The organism is Pseudomonas sp. Irchel 3F6, from assembly GCF_900187595.1.
Classification (GTDB): Bacteria; Pseudomonadota; Gammaproteobacteria; order Pseudomonadales; family Pseudomonadaceae; genus Aquipseudomonas; species Aquipseudomonas siliginis.
This window is the reverse complement of the sequence record NZ_FYDP01000002.1, coordinates 386,687-403,159: the sequence shown is the minus strand read 5'-3', so window position 1 is coordinate 403,159 and position 16,473 is coordinate 386,687. Positions and strand designations below refer to the sequence as shown.

General features: G+C 59.7%; 17 protein-coding genes. 6 read left to right on the top strand and 11 right to left on the bottom strand.

The features are described from left to right. Window positions 1–63 precede the first annotated feature (63 nt). A complete protein-coding gene (locus CKW30_RS07820) occupies window positions 64–684 on the top strand; it encodes a hypothetical protein (protein ID WP_056783179.1) in 621 nt (206 codons plus the stop codon). 3 nt (window positions 685–687) lie between these two features. Here the strand turns inward: CKW30_RS07820 and CKW30_RS07815 are convergent, their stop codons facing one another. From CKW30_RS07815 to ppc, 7 genes are all read right to left on the bottom strand, one after another. Next, window positions 688–1,380, bottom strand: a complete 693-nt coding sequence (locus tag CKW30_RS07815) for an extensin family protein (protein WP_095180474.1) — start codon at window positions 1,378–1,380, stop codon at window positions 688–690. Between the two features lie 2 nt (window positions 1,381–1,382). Further along, on the bottom strand, window positions 1,383–2,219 hold the full coding sequence (locus CKW30_RS07810; RefSeq protein ID WP_095180473.1) for an oxaloacetate decarboxylase: 837 nt from the start codon (window positions 2,217–2,219) through the stop codon (window positions 1,383–1,385). 30 nt (window positions 2,220–2,249) lie between these two features. After that, window positions 2,250–3,110, bottom strand: coding sequence for a DUF72 domain-containing protein (locus CKW30_RS07805; protein WP_095180472.1), 861 nt, complete (start codon window positions 3,108–3,110; stop codon window positions 2,250–2,252). Next, a complete protein-coding gene (locus tag CKW30_RS07800; RefSeq protein WP_042606956.1) occupies window positions 3,110–3,418 on the bottom strand; it encodes a hypothetical protein in 309 nt (102 codons plus the stop codon). The genes CKW30_RS07805 and CKW30_RS07800 overlap by 1 nt, the downstream gene beginning before the upstream one ends. Before the next feature lie 257 nt (window positions 3,419–3,675). Beyond that, window positions 3,676–4,350 carry a tRNA (adenosine(37)-N6)-threonylcarbamoyltransferase complex dimerization subunit type 1 TsaB gene (gene tsaB / locus CKW30_RS07795; protein ID WP_095180471.1) on the bottom strand — a complete coding sequence of 225 codons (675 nt, stop codon included), beginning with the start codon at window positions 4,348–4,350 and terminating at the stop codon, window positions 3,676–3,678. A 93-nt stretch (window positions 4,351–4,443) separates the two neighbouring features. After that, a complete protein-coding gene (gene adk, locus CKW30_RS07790; RefSeq protein WP_095180470.1) occupies window positions 4,444–5,094 on the bottom strand; it encodes an adenylate kinase in 651 nt (216 codons plus the stop codon). Window positions 5,095–5,394: 300 nt separating this feature from the next. Then, window positions 5,395–8,025 (bottom strand): phosphoenolpyruvate carboxylase, encoded by a 2,631-nt coding sequence (gene ppc / locus CKW30_RS07785; RefSeq protein ID WP_095180469.1) that lies wholly within the window; start codon window positions 8,023–8,025, stop codon window positions 5,395–5,397. A 213-nt stretch (window positions 8,026–8,238) separates the two neighbouring features. Between ppc and CKW30_RS07780 the strand changes: the two genes are divergently transcribed. From CKW30_RS07780 to CKW30_RS07760, 5 genes are all read left to right on the top strand, one after another. Then, on the top strand, window positions 8,239–8,583 hold the full coding sequence (locus CKW30_RS07780; RefSeq protein WP_016771500.1) for a hypothetical protein: 345 nt from the start codon (window positions 8,239–8,241) through the stop codon (window positions 8,581–8,583). 378 nt (window positions 8,584–8,961) lie between these two features. Next, a complete protein-coding gene (locus CKW30_RS07775; RefSeq protein ID WP_024011747.1) occupies window positions 8,962–9,366 on the top strand; it encodes a DUF4398 domain-containing protein in 405 nt (134 codons plus the stop codon). 55 nt (window positions 9,367–9,421) lie between these two features. After that, window positions 9,422–10,210, top strand: a complete 789-nt coding sequence (locus tag CKW30_RS07770; RefSeq protein WP_095180468.1) for an OmpA family protein — start codon at window positions 9,422–9,424, stop codon at window positions 10,208–10,210. A 199-nt stretch (window positions 10,211–10,409) separates the two neighbouring features. Beyond that, window positions 10,410–10,610 (top strand): hypothetical protein, encoded by a 201-nt coding sequence (locus CKW30_RS07765; protein WP_095180467.1) that lies wholly within the window; start codon window positions 10,410–10,412, stop codon window positions 10,608–10,610. A gap of 66 nt (window positions 10,611–10,676) precedes the next feature. Continuing rightward, a complete protein-coding gene (locus CKW30_RS07760) occupies window positions 10,677–12,653 on the top strand; it encodes a hypothetical protein (protein WP_143497895.1) in 1,977 nt (658 codons plus the stop codon). Window positions 12,654–12,892: 239 nt separating this feature from the next. On the opposite strand, the gene CKW30_RS07755 is transcribed toward CKW30_RS07760, so the two are convergent. The 4 genes from CKW30_RS07755 to CKW30_RS07740 all read right to left on the bottom strand — a co-directional run bounded on the left by CKW30_RS07755 (window position 12,893) and on the right by CKW30_RS07740 (window position 16,426). After that, window positions 12,893–13,222 (bottom strand): hypothetical protein, encoded by a 330-nt coding sequence (locus tag CKW30_RS07755; RefSeq protein WP_095180465.1) that lies wholly within the window; start codon window positions 13,220–13,222, stop codon window positions 12,893–12,895. Continuing rightward, window positions 13,219–14,124, bottom strand: a complete 906-nt coding sequence (locus tag CKW30_RS07750) for an alpha/beta hydrolase (RefSeq protein ID WP_095180464.1) — start codon at window positions 14,122–14,124, stop codon at window positions 13,219–13,221. The genes CKW30_RS07755 and CKW30_RS07750 overlap by 4 nt, the downstream gene beginning before the upstream one ends. A 152-nt stretch (window positions 14,125–14,276) precedes the next feature. Next, window positions 14,277–15,527 carry a flavohemoglobin expression-modulating QEGLA motif protein gene (locus CKW30_RS07745; RefSeq protein WP_166554750.1) on the bottom strand — a complete coding sequence of 417 codons (1,251 nt, stop codon included), beginning with the start codon at window positions 15,525–15,527 and terminating at the stop codon, window positions 14,277–14,279. Between the two features lie 185 nt (window positions 15,528–15,712). Continuing rightward, complete coding sequence (locus CKW30_RS07740; protein ID WP_056783159.1) at window positions 15,713–16,426, bottom strand: TetR/AcrR family transcriptional regulator; 714 nt, start codon at window positions 16,424–16,426, stop codon at window positions 15,713–15,715. Between the last annotated feature and the right edge of the window lie 47 nt (window positions 16,427–16,473).

Sequence of the window (16,473 nt, the reverse complement as noted above, 5' to 3'; positions counted from 1 at the left end):
ACAAAAACCGCCGATAAACCATTCAACGCGCATTTTGCCAGAGCTGAGCGTCAACCGAAAAAAATGTCAGGCATTCTTCCCACATCGATTGGCTACGTTTCGCCCCATGGCGACTTTAGCCGTCATAACACTCAAGCACTGAGCGGCGTCAGTCACCTGTGGCAGGATTTCTTTGCCCAGGCCCTGGCCGAACAGACGAGTGAAGTGGTGCCTGCCTGTGGCACGTTTCCACCGGTTGACCTGAACAGCCCGGAAGAACCGACCGTTGGCAGCGAGCTGCACGCGCACATCGTCAGCCAGCGTGAGTGCGACGTGGTTGAAACCCAGGTTCGCCCGCCGGAGCCACTGTTCCTGCCGATCGCCGAGTTCGAAATGGAGCTGCTGGACAAGCCGTTCCCACCGTTCCCGCCGGAAGAGCTCAAAGCCCAGCAAGAGCAACAGGATTTCGACAGCAGCTGGGTACGCCCGATTGTGATCAACAATGGCCAGCCAGTGCCGGAGCCAGGCCCTGCTCCGCAGAAACGTCCGCTGTACCTGCCGATTGCCGAGTTCGATCTGGACTTGCTGCAGAAGCCTTACCCGCCGTTCCCGCCGGAAGAAATCGTCGAGCAGCAGAAAGCTCTGGACTTCGATAATGGCTGGGCTCGCCCGATCGTTCTGCAGAACCTGCGCCTCGCTGCCTGATTCTCAGCGACACACGCTCCAGCGCCCGACATCGACATGAAAGTGATTGCGATGGGCGGCGTTGTAATCCGGGCTCAACACCACACTGAATGACTCGCAGGCGCCGTCGCGCAGTTGGCGGAGAAACTCTGCGTCCTGGTGTTGCTTGGGCCAATCCCTGAGCACGCTGATCGTGCGTCCGCCAGCCAAACGGAAACCGGCAATGTCCAGCGCGTCGGCACTGGCATGTCGACTGAGGGCACCGCTCTCACGGTTGTAGACATTGCGACAGGCAAAGCTGCCGAGGTGATCGACACGCGCGATCTTCTGGCCATAAGCCGATTGCGCGGCCGGTTGCAGGGTGTGGTGTTCGAACATCGCGTACGCCACCGCCAGCGGGCAACTGGCAATGAAACTGCTGCTCAGCGCCACTCCACCGCCATGCACCCGCAGAGCACCGACCAGCGGACACTTGGCGCCGGGGCTGTCGGCCTGGGGGCTGACGCGCAGATCCGAGCTGCTCAGCGCCTGTGCGCAAAGCTCAGGATCGCTGCGCAGGCGCATGAGTTTGTAACCGGTCAGCCAGTTGGGCGCGGCTTTTATGTCCAATGGCGCCCACGGGTTCCACTGCGGCGGCACCTCCAGCCAGCCACGCCAGACACTCACCGCGCCACCAGCGATCGCGAGCAACACCCCCCAGAACAGCCAACGTCCCATGCTCAGCCCTTGAAGAATTGGTTGGCCCTGGCGTACGGCATCGACTGCGACGTAAAGCCAAACGTGCCGCACTGGTGGATTTCTTCAGCCGCGCGGAAGAACTCGCCGAACGCCGCCAGCGCCAGTGCCGACCCGGTGCTGATCCGCCGGACGCCCAGTTCCTCGAGCTGTTGCACGGTCAGTTTCAAACCGCCAGACATCAACACATTGACCGGTTTCGGCGCCACCGCTTGCACCACTGCGCGCACTTCTTCGGCGCTGCGCAAACCCGGCGCATAGAGCACGTCGGCACCCGCTTCGGCGAATGCCTGCAAGCGGCGAATGGTGTCGTCAAGATCGGGGTTGCCGTGCAGGTAATTTTCCGCGCGAGCGGTGAGGACGAAAGGAAACGGCAGGGTGCGCACCGCCGCGACAGCGGCTTCAATCCGTGCAACGGCGTGTTCGAAGCAATAGATCGGCGCGTCCGGACGTCCCGTAGCGTCTTCGATCGACCCGCCCACCGCGCCCGCTTCGGCGGCGCGCAACAGACTCTGCGCAGACTCGACCGGATCATCGGCAAAGCCGTTTTCCAGGTCCACCGCCACCGGCAGATCCGTCGCCGCGACAATCGCGCGGACATTGGCCAGGGTCTCGTCGAGACTCAACGCGCCATCAGGCTTGCCTTGGGAAAACGCGTAACCGGCACTGGTGGTTGCCAAGGCCTGATAGCCAAGACCGGCGAGCATCTTCGCCGAGCCGGCATCCCACGGATTAGGGATGACGAAGATCCCCTGGCGATCATGCAGGGCCTTGAAGGCTTGGGCTTTGAGTCGTTGCTGTTGACTGACTTGGACGTTCATCGACGGCCTCCCGGACAGAAAAAACCCGCCTCAGAGCAAGCCAAGCTGCTCGGCGGCGGGTTCCCTGTATAGCTCAGGCAGAGCGGGCAAGCCAGGCAAACGTTGCATCAGTTGGACGTGAAAACGCTGCGCCAGTTTCGCTGCCAACAGGTTGTCAGCGGTGTGCAGAAAGACGTAGGGCGTGCGCCCCTCTTCTATCCATTCAGCAATCTTCGCCACCCACGGCACGAGAAACGCATCGTTGGCCTCAAGCTCGGGATGGCCAATGAAGCGCACCTGCGGAAACTGCGTGAACGCCGCCGGACGGGTCGGCACTCGCGGCTTTTTCGACTGCGCGTGGATCACCGAGGACTCGGTCGACAAGCAGCTGAACAGCGCGCGCGGGTCGAGACAGATGCGCTCGACACCGCGATCCAGCAACAGACGATTGAGCAGACGCTCGCTCTCGCCCTTGGCGAAGAACTGTTCATTGCGCACCTCGACCGCAAGCGGGCAATCCAGTGCATCGATAAACGCCGCGAGCTCCGGCAGACGCTGCGGCGTGAAGCTTTTCGACAGTTGCAGCCACAGCGGCGAAACACGTTCGCCTAACGGCTTGAGTAATTGCAGGAAGGTTTCGGCAGCGGTCAGTTGCTCGCGCAAGTCGCCGCTGTGGCTGATGTCGCCGGGGAATTTGGCAGTGAAGCGAAAGTGCGCCGGCATGATCTCGGCCCAGCGTTGCACAGTGGCTGGCGACGGGCTGGCGTAGAAGGTGGTGTTGCCTTCAACGGCGTTGAACACCTGGCAGTAGAGAGCGAGAAAGTCGGAGGTTTTTGCGTCTACCGGATACAGATACTCGCGCCAGGCATTTTCGCTCCAGGACGGGCAACCGAGGTAGTAAGGCAGATCCATCAGATATACAGATCGAGGCCCAGCACGTCTGCGTCCCAATCGACAAAACCGGCGGTGCTCAGGTAGCTGGCCAGAGCCATGGCTACGCTTTTCTTCATCGCGCGGTGGTAGATCATGTCTTGTTGACGGGCAGGCAGGTTGCTCAGGCGTTGCGCAGTGGCTTGGGCTGCACGGGCGGCCATCTGCTCTTCGCTCGGGAATTCCAGCTCGCCGTCGATGATGTCGACGGATTCATCCAGCGCCGCATTGCCTTTACGCGGCTTGCGCTTGATGGGGTAGGACTGAGTGGAAACGCCGTCTATACGCATAATGTCATGCTCGGTATCAATGATGGCAATTTAGCGGCACTTGACCGACTTAGCAAACCGCCGAGTGATAACTAGAACACATAAAGCGCAAAAGGTTTTAAGCGAGGGGGCAGAAACTGACGATTGGCGATATTTGTATGTGACCGCGAACCTGTGGGAGCGAGCCTGCTCGCGAAGGGTCCAGCACATTCAACACATGCATTGACTGACCAGAAGCCTTCGCGAGCAGGCTCGCTCCCACAGGAGAAAGTGTCGTATCAGCGGGCTTTGGGGGTGGCAACTTTATCGCGCAAGTAAACCGGCTGCGCGTCATCTGCCGGGATCGCCTCACCGCGCTCCCAGGCGAAACGCGCCAGGGTCAGCAGGTCTTCGGCGTGGGGCAGCATGCCCGCGTCGGAGCCGCTCAGATTGACCGCGATGCGCTCGCCGTAACCCCAACCGGTACCGGCACCGAACCAATCGCCACTGGCATCAGCGGGCAACGCGGCGACTTCCGGCGGCAACACGGCTTCGGCGCCAACCAGACGCATCTCCCCCGCCGTCTCGCGGTAGCAGCCCCAATACACTTCATCCATCCGCGCATCAATCGCAGCCGCGACCTGGCTTACGCCATGTTCACGAAAGGCTCGCTGGGCCAGCACGGCAAGGTTGGATACCGGCAACACCGGACGATCCAGAGCAAAGGCCAAACCCTGCACCACACCAATGGCAATGCGCACACCGGTAAACGCGCCCGGGCCACGGCCGAAAGCAATCGCGTCGACCGCTTGCAGCGTGGTGCCGGCATCGGCGAGCAATTGCTGAATCATCGGCAGCAGCTTCTGCGCATGCAGGCGCGGGATCACCTCGTAATGGCTCGTGACCTTGCCGTCATGCAGCAAGGCAACGGAGCAAGCTTCAGTCGCGGTGTCCAGGGCCAGCAAGGTGCTCATCGATGTTTCCAAAACAGGGGTGGGAAAAAGTGCGTCAGTATAAACAACAACGGCCCGCAAGCGGGCCGTGGATGATGCAGCCGATCAGACTTTTCAGCTCAGCGCGGCCAGCACCTTGGTGGTGATTGCATCAACCGAACCCACGCCTTCGATGTGGCTGTACTTTGGCTTGCCGCCGTTCTTGGCGGAAAGGTTCTGGTAGAACTCCACCAGCGGTTTGGTCTGCGAGTGGTAGACCGACAGGCGATGACGCACGGTTTCTTCGGTGTCGTCCTTGCGCTGTACCAGCTCTTCGCCGGTGATGTCGTCCTTGCCAGCCAGTTTCGGCGGGTTGTAGAAGATGTGGTAAACACGGCCACTGGCTTCGTGGACACGGCGACCGGCGATGCGCTGAACGATTTCATCGTCTTCGACAGCGATCTCGACCACGGCATCCAGCTCGACGCCGGCAGTGACCAGCGCTTCAGCCTGCGGAATGGTGCGCGGGAAGCCGTCGAACAGGAAACCGTTGGCGCAATCAGGTTGAGCGATGCGGTCCTTGACCAGCGCGATGATCAGGTCATCCGACACCAGGCCGCCGGCATCCATGATGCTCTTGGCTTGCACGCCCAGTGGAGTGCCAGCCTTGACCGCAGCACGCAGCATGTCGCCGGTGGAGATTTGCGGAATGCCGAATTTCTCGGTGATGAACTTTGCCTGAGTACCTTTACCGGCCCCGGGAGCTCCCAGCAGAATGACGCGCATCGATGTGCTCCTCAATTTTTTATATAAAAGCTTTACAAAACAAAGGATTCGCTCGTAACCGGCGGATCCTGAAAATACGGGTCGTGGCCGCACAAACGGCCAAAGGCTGATCAAGATACACAGCAGGCTGCGCCCACACAAGACGCCAAAAGTCGGAGAAACCGACGCCCGCCGTGACCTTGCGACGCGGTAACCCAAGTCGCAACCCCATCAATAACTGTCGCTTCGCGGCACTTTCCTACGGCAGGAGAAGCGGCATCCGACCCTTGTCGCGAATGCCGCCTGAGGTGCTCAGCAACCTTAGCCGGTATTGCGCAATCCGGCGGCAATCCCCGCCACAGACACCAGCAGCGCCTGTTCTACCGGGCTGCCCTGCTCGACATCCTGTCGCCGCGAACGCGCCAACAGTTCCGCCTGCAATAGATGCAGCGGGTCGAGGTAGGTGTTGCGCAAGCGGATGAATTCGAGGGTGTCCGGGCTATGCGCCAGCAGCTGCGACTGCCCGGTCAGACCGAGCACGACGGTGCATGCCTGCGACAATAGGTCGCGTAACTGCGCGCCCAATGGCAGCAGATCAGCTTCAACCAGACGCTCGTCGTAGGACTGCGCAATATCCGCATCAGCCTTGGCCAGAACCATTTCCAGCATATCGATACGGGTGCGGAAGAACGGCCATTGTTCGCGCATCTGCCCCAGCAACTCACCTTCGCCGCGCTCCAGCGCCTTGCTCAGCGCCGTCTCCCAGCCCAGCCAGGCCGGCAACATCAATCGGGTTTGGGTCCAACCGAAAATCCACGGGATCGCCCGCAGGCTTTCGATACCGCCGGCGCGACGTTTGGCCGGGCGACTGCCGAGCGGCAAACGTCCCAATTCCTGCTCCGGCGTCGACTGACGGAAGTACTCGACGAATTGCGGATTTTCCCGCACCACCTGGCGGTAAGCGCTGACACCGTCCGCCGCCAATTCGTCCATCAGATGGCGCCATTCCGGAGTCGGCGGCGGCGGTGGCAGCAAGGTCGCTTCGAGCACGGCGGCCAGATACAGATTGAGGTTTTGCTCGGCGATGTCCGGCAGGCCGAATTTGAAACGAATCATTTCTCCCTGCTCGGTAGTGCGGAAACGTCCCGCCACCGAACCCGGTGGTTGCGACAGAATCGCCGCGTGCGCCGGACCGCCGCCACGCCCCACGGTGCCGCCGCGACCGTGGAACAACAGCAGTTCGACTTGCTGTTCGCGGCAGATTTCCACCAGGCGCTCCTGCGCGCGATATTGCGCCCATGCCGCAGCGGTGGTGCCGGCATCCTTGGCCGAGTCGGAATAGCCGATCATCACTTCCTGCGGGCCGTGCAAACGCGCGCGATAGCCCGGCAACAGCAGCAGACGTTCCATCACCGGCCCGGCGTTGTCGAGGTCGGCGAGGGTCTCGAACAGCGGCACCACGCGCATCGGCCGCAGTACGCCGGATTCCTTGAGCAGAAGTTGCACCGCGAGCACATCGGAAGCGGCGCCGGCCATGGAGATCACGTAGGAGCCCAGCGAAGCAGCAGGCGCGGCAGCGATTTCCTTGCAGGTGTTGAGCACTTCAGCGGTGTCCGCCGACGGTTTGAAATGCGCGGGCAGCAAAGGGCGACGGTTGCTCAATTCTTCGGTGAGGAAGTTGATGCGCTGTTCTTCGTCCCATTCCTCATAGCGGCCGAGGCCGAGGTAATCGGTGATTTCCGTCATCGCCGAGCTGTGCCGGGTCGAATCCTGACGCACATCGAGGCGCACCAGAAACAGGCCGAACGTCACCGCCCGACGCAGGCAATCGAGCAACGGCCCGTCGGCGATGACGCCCATGCCGCACTCGTGCAGCGAGTTGAAACACAACTGCAAAGGCTCGAGCAGATCGCGATTGTCGTGCAGCACATCGGCGGTTGCCGGGGTCGGCGCGGTCAACGCGGCATGCGCCCAGTTGCGTGTGGCGCGCAGGCGTTCGCGCAATTGCTTGAGCACCGCGCGATAGGGTTCGGCGCTGTCGCCGGCCTTGGCCTTCAGCGCATCGCTGGCCTGCTGCATCGACAGTTCGGCAGCGAGATGATCGACATCGCGCAGGTACAAATCAGCGGCCATCCAGCGCGCCAGCAGCAAGACTTCGCGAGTGACAGCGGCGGTGACATTGGGGTTGCCGTCACGGTCGCCGCCCATCCACGAAGCGAAGCGGATCGGCGCGGCTTCCAGCGGCAAGCGCAGACCCGTCGCGGCGAACAGCGCCTGATCGGCCTTGCGCATATGGTTGGGGATCGCTTGCCACAACGAATGCTCGATCACCGCGAAGCCCCACTTGGCTTCATCGACCGGGGTTGGTCGGGTGCGGCGGATTTCTTCGGTGTGCCAGGCTTCGGCGATCAGCCGTTGCAGTTTGCTCTGGATCTGCTCGCGCTCGGCGCTGGTCAGGTCGCGATGATCCTGAGCGGCCAGTTGCGCGGCGATCGCGTCGTACTTCTGGATCAACGTGCGTCGCGCCACTTCGGTCGGATGCGCGGTCAGCACCAGTTCGATTTCCAGCCGCGCCAGTTGCCGGGCCAGGGACTCGGCGCTGTGGCCTTCGCTGCGCAGGCGCGCGAGCAGTTCCGGCAACACCCTCGACTCGAACGGCGCCGGTTGCGACTCCTCGCGGCGATGGATCAGCTGGTACTGCTCGGCAATGTTCGCCAGGTTGAGAAACTGATTGAAGGCCCGCGCGACCGGGAGCAATTCGTCTTCGCTCAATTGATTGAGGCTGGCGCTCAGTTCAGCGTCCATCGAGCCGCGCCGGTCGGCCTTGGCGCCTTTGCGAATCTGCTCGATCTTGTCGAGGAACGCCTCGCCGTACTGGTCTCGAATGGTGTTGCCCAACAGCTCTCCGAGCAGGTGAACATCTTCGCGCAAGCGTGCATCAATATCGGTCATCAGCAGTTCTCCAGCGGTAATCGGGGACAGCGCAGAAACGAATGCTTTGCCAGAGAGTGCCGCTCTGCGCCGCTTCTTACAAGCAGGCGACGAATTGACTTTAAACCTTGCCGGCGAAAGCTAGTCTCAACAGTAAGCCGTACGACGGCCCGCCGCCGGCGCTGCCGGACACTCACCCAGGCCTGCCATCAGCAGGCGCTAAATGAGGTCATCATGAAAATTCGTGAACTCGCCCAGCATTGGGAAGAAAACGCCAAAGGTCGCCTGACCGACACCGGCTACACGATTCATCTGGACGTCGAAGCCGCCGCAAGGCTGGCGGCGATTGCCGAAATGTACCCCAAGCGTCACCCCGAGGAACTGCTCGGCGAGCTGATCGGCGCCGCGCTTGAGGAGTTCGAAGCGAGCCTGCCGTATGTGAAGGGTTCAACAGTGGTGGCAACCGATGAGGAAGGCGATCCGTTGTATGAAGATGTCGGCCCGACGCCGCGTTTTCTGGCGTTATCGCGGCGGCATTTGCATGATTTGTCCTCGGCTGAGAACAAGCAGAAGCACTGATTCGACACACATCAAAACCGTGGGAGCGAGCCTGCTCGCGAATGCGGATTTTCATTCAGCATTTGCGCCGACTGACACATCTCATTCGCGAGCAGGCTCGCTCCCACATAGGCTGTATTCCAGTTCGCAAATTGGTTTATCAACAGACAAAATACACCCGCGCGTACCGCTCCAAAGCCCTAAAGTTCCCGCCCCAGAGCCTTGTCCAAACGGTCAATTAAATTTTTGGCGATAGGCCATCTTTTCTGAACTTTTCAAAAATGCCGCCGGTCGGAACAGGTAACCACGCCTGGAACGAGCGTTTCAATTCGCGTCTACAAGCGATGCTTTCGCCTCCTCTGCCAGGATGGATTCAGTTGTATTTTCAGGAGATGCCTAATGGAGTTGAAGACCATGAAAACCCAAACCTCGTTTTCCCACCTGCGCGGTCTGAAACTGGCCGCTCTGGCCATCGGCACCAGCTTCGTACTGGCCGGTTGCGCCGGTAACCCACCGACCGAGCAGTACGCCGTGACCCAATCGGCCGTCAACAGCGCCGTCAGCGCTGGCGGTACCGAATTCGCTGCGGTGGAAATGAAGCAGGCTCAGGACAAACTGAAACAAGCTGAAATCGCCATGCACGACAAGAAGTATGACGAGGCCCGTCGCCTGTCCGAACAGGCTGAATGGGACGCTCGCGTCGCTGAACGCAAGGCTCAGGCCGCCAAGGCCGAACAGGCTGTGAAGGATTCCCAGAAAGGTGTTCAGGAACTGCGTCAGGAAAGCCAGCGCACTGTGCAGTAAGCGCGCATCCCGACCGCAAAGCTGAAACTCTTACCGATAGAAAGGACGAAAAATTATGCGTAAGCAACTGATGATTCCCGCTCTTCTGGCCGCAAGCGTTGCACTGGCTGCCTGCTCCACCCCGCCTAACCCGAACCTGGAACAGGCGCGCACCAACTACGCCGGCCTGCAGGCCAACCCACAGGCGAGCAAAGTCGCGGCACTGGAAACCAAAGACGCCAGCGATTACCTGGACAAGGCTGACAAGGCCTATCTGGACAAAGAAGACGCAGCCAAGGTTGACCAACTGGCTTACCTGACCGACCAGCGCGTGGAAGTGGCCAAGCAGACCATCGCTCTGCGCACCGCTGAAAACAACCTGAAAAACGCCGCTGCGCAACGTGCCCAGGCCCGTCTGGATGCCCGTGACCAGCAGATCAAACAGCTGCAGGACAGCCTCAACGCCAAGCAGACTGATCGCGGTACGCTGGTGACTTTCGGTGACGTGCTGTTCGCCACCAACAAGGCTGATCTGAAATCCAGCGGCCTGGTGAACATCAACAAACTGGCGCAATTCCTCCAGGAAAACCCGGATCGCAAAGTGATCGTCGAGGGTTACACCGACAGCACTGGCACCGCGAGCTACAACCAGTCGCTGTCCGAGCGTCGCGCGACTTCCGTGCAGATGGCCCTGATCAAGATGGGCGTCGACCCTTCGCGCATCGTCGCTCAGGGTTATGGCAAGGAATATCCGGTAGCGGATAACGGCAGCGTCTCGGGCCGTGCGATGAACCGTCGTGTGGAAGTGACCATTTCCAACGACAACCAGCCGGTAGCACCGCGTTCTTCGGTGAGCTCGAACTAAGCTCCACCCGGTAACGCAAAAGCCCCGCCTGAGCGATCAGGCGGGGCTTTTTTGTGGAAGTGTGAAAGTCGGTTGACTCAATTCCCATGACCGTTTCGTCTTCCGAAAGCGAAGTCCACTGTCAACTATGACAGTGGACGAGAATCGGTACATGGAAGAGGCTGTTACCTGTCAGCCTGATCCTCACAAGGATTCCCCGATGAAACGATCAATCATCGCAGTCGGATTTTTGTCGACACTTCTCCATACAGCGATGAGCTGGAGCAACGCGGCAATCCCACCACAGCCTTTGTATGATCCCGATGACATGGTCATCAGCACCGATCCCGAACTACTGACTCCCTCGATAAAACGCCCGATCACAGGCGTTCAAAAGGTATTGCTGGTGGCCGGGCACTGATCAGGCGAACCGGGCCTGGACTCCGGAAAAATTGCTGAGCAAACTTTCTCAACGCACTGGAATTCATTGCGCTCCTACATCCTCGCTGCCTCCGGCAATAAACTGAAACTGGAAGGCACACAGATCGAGGCAGATTTCGGTCCAAAACCTGCTACATGCTCCGCTTCAGGCAGTCTCGACGCAGGACGCAAAGCGGCCCGTGCACAAAACATTGATCCCGCAGGTTTTCCATTCCTCTTTGTGGCGGTCCCCTGTGGCGGCGGCGCAATCGCTACGGTGCCGGGAAACTGGATTTGGGTTAAAGGTATGCCGGGCTCACCGCATACATGGAAGCACGAATTCGGCCACAATCTGGGATACCCACATGGCGGCACTTATACCAAATGTCCGGTGAGTAACGACGTTGTTCAGGCTCCTGAAGAGTGCAGCCCGGTCGGGTATGGTGATACTGGAGACTCGGTATCGGGTGGCGGAACACTCTATCCGGCAATCAACCGGTGGTTTTCCGGCTGGCTAGATGACTCGCAAGCCGCCGTGATCAGTAAGACAGGTCTGTACCGCCTGGGGGTATTGGGTAAGGAAGGGCCTCAACTTTACATGATCAATCGGCCCACAGAACCTCAGTTGATAGCGCTTGAGTACCGCCAGCCCACACCATTCGACGAATTTTCTCCCACCGATAATCGCGTGACCGGCGTCTGGATCAGGTACTCGTCACTGAACGGGACGGTGCGCAATGTGCAATTGGATGCCTCGCCAGAAACTGCCACAACGAACGATCCTACCCTGCAGCCAGGACGGACGCTGGAAGACGCGACGGCAAAAATCAAAATCAAAGTCTGTGCGACGGATAAGGCTGGTGCATCGCTCGCAATTGCAATAAACGGACAAGGCCTCCCATATTGCACAACGACAGTCGTGCCACCGCTGGTCATGACACCCGAGCAGAACGCTACAACAACGCTGAAACCTTTGATCACTGGAACGGCGCGACCGGGAGCAACGATCAAGGTAGCAGAAGCCGCAACCCCGGAGACTTTCTTCGCAACAGCTATCGCGGATGTACAAGGCAGGTGGTCAATAACCCCTCCTACCGATAGGCCATCAGGCCCCAATGCGCTTGTGCTTCGGCAGTACTTTGGCGACAGAGTCTCGGGGCCGTCCGAGCAGCGTTTTTTCAACGTTGTTGATATCGTGGATGTGCCTCCCCCGGTTATCTCCAGGCCAGTGGAAAACGCTGACTCCGGTTACAACCCTTTGCTTTCAGGCACAGCATTGCCTGGCGCTCATATTCGCGTAACCCGCGTTTACGGCCCTTACGAAATACTGGCGGAAACAGACGCTGATGCCTATGGCAAATGGTCAGTGCGAAGTGTCTGGACATTACCCTCAGGGCCTTTTTCCATGACAGCCTGGCAAAGCATTGATGGTAAGCGCTCGCCGTGGAGTGCCAATAGAACAATCAAGGTAATTGATACGCTCGAGGCGCCAGTCATAGAAACCCCACTAGAGGGTAGTGACAGTGGTCAAAACCCTCTGCTCTCCGGCAAAGCTGTTCCGCGCGCACATATCCGTGTGTCCAAGGTCTACGGCCCTTACGAGGTACTGGCGGAAACAGACGCCGATGACTATGGCAACTGGTCGGTGCGAAGTGTCTGGACTTTACCCGTCGGCCCGTTTTCCATGACTGCATGGCAAAGTATCGATGGCCATCGCTCACCCTGGAGCGCCAATCGAAAAATCACGGTAACTGACGCACCCGCAGCGCCTGTTATCGACACACCGGTGGAGGGCAGTAAAAGCGGCCAAAATCCGCTGCTCTCGGGAAAAGCGCTGCCGGGTGCCCATATCCGGGTCACCAAGGTTAACGGCCCTTACAACATACTGGCGGAAACAGATGCCGATGCTTACGGCAACTGGTCGGTGCAAAGTGTCTGGAGCTTACCCGTCGGCCCGTTTTCCATGACTGCATGGCAAAGCATTGACGGTAAGCGCTCGCCGTGGAGTGCCAATCGAAAAATCACGGTGACAGCCAGCCCTTAGCTGTAAAAGCTCCTTCGTTCAAATGGAGGGGCTCTTTGTTAAGTTTCATACTGTAGCCCCTCACCCCAACCCTTCCCCGAGGGAGAGGGAGCCGATTGGGGGATGCTCTAAAGATACATCGATCTGAAAGTGCTTTATTGAATCCATAATCGACACGGTCTCTCAGGTCGATGTATGGCGGAATACACCTCGGTCAGTCCCCTCTCCCAATGGGAGAGGGGGAAAGTGATCCAGCAGAATCACTGCTCCAGCTTCTGCGGCGTCTCCTCCCCCATGCAGCGCACAGCCTTTTTCTGGCCATTGATCAACACACCGGTCAACCCTTTCTGCTCGGTATCAAACAACACCAGCACACCATCAATGCACTGCGCCACTTGCGGCGCGGGGGTCAGCGAGACTTTGTAGTCCTCGCCCGGCACCGTCTTGAGCATGGTGAATTCGCTGAGCAGCAATGCATCCTCCGGCTTGGCAAAGTGCAGGTAGCCGTAGTACCACAGCGCCCCGACGGTGCCGAGGATGCTGCAGATACCGGTGATGATCAGCGGGATGGCATTACGTTCTTCACTCATTGCGGGCTCTCATCTTCAGAATTCGGGGGCGGCGGATAGTTGGGGATTTCGCCGAGGCGGCGCAGGCCGTCGAAGTGTTCGGGATCATCAAGGTAGCGCAGCATGACCTGACGCCACACCGGGTCGCCGAAGGTTTGCACATGACCGCCACGGGTCAGCTGCAACACGCGCGGCGGCGGCGCCGCTTGATACAGGCGAATGCCGTTGGCCATCGGCACCAGCGGATCGTCGATGCTGTGGAAGATCAGCTTGGGCACGCCGGTCAGCTGCGCCATCGAGTTGATCGCGCTGTCGCCATCCGGCACCAGCCACGACAGCGGCACCTGCAACGGCCAGGTCAGCCACGAAGTGCTGAGGGCATATTGGCCGACGCTGCGATAGCTGGCGGGCACACCGTCTAGCACCAGCGCTTTCAGCTGTTTTTGCCGCTCCGGGTGCTGCGCCAGCCAATGCACCGACATCGCGCCGCCGAGGCTCTGCCCGAGCAGCACCAGCGGTTTGCCTTTGACCTCGGGCGCTTTGTCGAGCCAGGCGAACGCGGCGTCGATGTCCTGATAGATCGCCGGCAGGCTCGGCTTGCCCTCGGACAAACCGTAGCCGCGATAGTCGACCAGCAGCACCTGATAGCCGTTCTTCGGCAACCACCAGCTGCCGCCCAGATGCATCGGCAGATTGCCGCCGTTTCCGTGCAGATGCAGGACCGTGCCTTTGACCTCGACGCCAGGTTTGGCCGGCAGCCACCAGGCGTTGAGCTTCAAGCCATCAGCGGTGATCAGAGTGACAGTGCGGTATTCGAGTTTGGCTTTGTCCGGAGTAAATATCTGGCCCGGTTCAGGGTAGAACAGCAGCGAACTGCAACCGCCGAGGGTCAAGAGCAGGCAAAGGATGCCGAGGATTCTCATCCGGTGAAACCTCGCAAAGAAGAGAACTGAACACAAATCAAACCTGTGGGAGCGAGCCTGCTCGCGAAAGCGGTGTATCAGCCGACATCAATGTTGAAGGTGAAATCGCATTCGCGAGCAGGCTCGCTCCCACAAGGGGTTCGGTGGTGGGTCTAGAGGATATTGGAGTAATCCGCCTCAATCCGGTCCAGGCTCAAATGGTTGAGGAAGTTGGAGAAACACATCCACGCCGACAACGCATTCAAGTCACGGAACTGATCCGGTAGATATTTCGGCGGCACCACCAGCCCTTCATCCACCAGTTGCCGCAAGGTTCGCATGTCTTCCAGTGTGGTCTTGCCACAGAACAACAGCGGAATCTGCTCGAGCTTGCCCTTGCGCACGGCCAACTGAATGTAGTTGTAAACCATGATGAAGCCCTTGAGGTAGGACAAGTCTTTGGTGAATGGCAGACCGGTCGGCGTCGAGCCACGGAAAACCCGGCTGGCGTTGCCGTAGCTTTCGGCCATCTCGAAACCTTGCTCGCGGAAGAATTCGTAGATCTGCAAGAAGTCCGCGCCCTCCTCGACCATATGAATCGCACGGGTGCGGTTGGTCAGTTTGCGCAGGCGACTCGGGTAAGAAGCAAAGGTGATGATTTCCATCAGGATCGCCAGGCCTTCCTGGGTCACCGTCGACGAGGGCGGGCCTTTGGACAGGAAAGTGCAGATCGGCTGGTTCAAGCCATTGAGCGTAGTGCCGACGTGCACCAGACCTTCGTGGACTTCCAGTGCGCGCACGTCGCGGTCGTTGAACAGCGCATCCGTGCGGATCTTGATGTAGTCGGCGCCCGCCGCGGCGTCGGCGACGATGCCGTCGGACTCGAACACGCGAATGGTTTCTTCGGCCTCACCGAATACCTTGTTCAGTCGGGTTTGCAGCAGGTGCACCGCGTCTTTGGCGGTGAGGATTTTCGGCTCGTCCTTCAGATCGCCGCGCCCGTCGATGTTATTCAGGTAGTCGGACATCATCAGGCCGAGGTCGGCCAATGTCGGGTCACCGGCGTGGAAGGCATCGGACGCCGCGCCGTACAGTTCTTGCGAGATCAGACCGAAGTCCTCGGTGCCGCGCGCTTCGAGCATGCGCACCACCATGCGGTATTCCTTGCACATGCGCCGCATGATCTGCCCGACCGGGTTGAACTGGCCGAGCTGGCGGGTGATGTCGCGCTCGATGTTCTGGAATTCCAGTTTGACCTGGCTCGAATCGAACGACAGCGGGCGGTTGAGGTAGTAGTCGCGATCCACCGCCGGCATTTCCTTGCCTTTGGCCTTGAGGAAGCCCTTGCGCACGTTGTCGTCCCACTTGACCGCATCGAGCACGCGGATCGGCGTCTGCGCCAGCACAATGCGATCGGACAACATGCGTATCGTCTGCTGGTAATCGTCCACCCGAAACTCCTGTAGAAAACGTGACGTGCTGAAACTCAGACTTTAAGCCTTTGCGGGAGCGGGCCTGCTCGCGAATGCACTGTGTCAGACAACGCAGATGTTGAATATCAGAGTGCTTTCGCGAGCAGGCTCGCTCCCACGGGGTGTAGCGTGAAACGCTAGACCGACGCCAGCACCAGGTGCATATACCGCGTCAGAATCCCGAGCATGTCCTCTTCGGCCAATGGCTCGGCGTCATTGAGCAGGCCCTGATATTCCATCCGCCCGATAATCGCCGTCAACACCTTGGCATCCTGTTGCGGTTCGCGCGAGCCCAGTACCTGGAACAACTGGCAGGTGCCCTGCAACAGAATCTGCTGATGCGAGCGCACCAGAATGGCCAGACGCGGATTGAGCAGCGCTTCCTGACGGAACGCCTGCTCGGCCATCAGATGCTCGCGGCGGTTGATCAGTTGCCGGTGCACGTAATCGGCCATCAGCCGCGCGATGTCATCGGCCAGTTGCGAGCGCGACTCCGGGCTGCCGTCGGCGCTGACCACCATTTCGCGCAGCAGACCTTCGTTATTGATCCACAACTTGGCCATGTACGCCGCGCTGCGTTCAACGTATTGGGCGAAGGTATCGGTGAGCAGGTCATCGATGTCCTTGAAATAATACGTGGTCGCCGACAGCGGCACACCGGCCTCCGCCGCGACCGCACGATGGCGCACGGCACGCACGCCGTCGCGCACGACAATGCGCATCGCGGCGTCGAGAATGTCCTGGCGACGCTGCTCACTGCCCTGTCGGCTGGCCTTGCGGCCCTGGTACTGAACACTTTCAGCGACCGCAGTGGCGATACCCGCTGCACCTTCTTGAGCTATTGCACCCATCACGACAGCACTTCCTCTGCTATTTGCAAATTAACCAATTGATACAT